The organism is Leucobacter sp. gxy201, from assembly GCF_051043335.1.
Taxonomy (GTDB): Bacteria; Actinomycetota; Actinomycetes; order Actinomycetales; family Microbacteriaceae; genus Leucobacter.
Genome location: NZ_JAMXWS010000024.1, coordinates 1 through 335, shown reverse-complemented (window position 1 = coordinate 335; position 335 = coordinate 1). Strand labels below are relative to the sequence as shown.

The window sequence follows — 335 nt, the reverse complement described above, 5'->3', positions numbered from 1 at the left end:
GATCCCGGCCAGCAAACGTCAGCGTGGCCATCGGGATCTTCCTTCGAGGAAACTCTCACATCCCACTCGAAAGGCGTCACACCGATGACCACTCCCTCTATTGTCGACCCTGCCACCGTCCTCACCCAAGCACTGGGCGACGCATCACCAGATCTGATGCGTACCCTGCTGCAAACCATAATCAACACCCTCCTCTCAGCCGAAGCAGATGCGATCTGCGGCGCCGAGTACGGGAAGCCCTCTGCTGACCGAGTGAATTCCCGCAACGGATACCGCACCCGCGAACTCGACACGCGTGTGGGAACCGTAGACGTGGCTATCCCGAAGCTCCGCTC

At 60.3% G+C, this 335-nt stretch carries 1 protein-coding gene; it reads left to right on the top strand.

The annotated features are described in order from the left end of the window. Positions 1-84: 84 nt before the first annotated feature. A partial coding sequence (locus tag NHL51_RS13830; protein ID WP_434144656.1) for a transposase occupies positions 85-335 on the top strand: 251 nt, incomplete at its 3' end.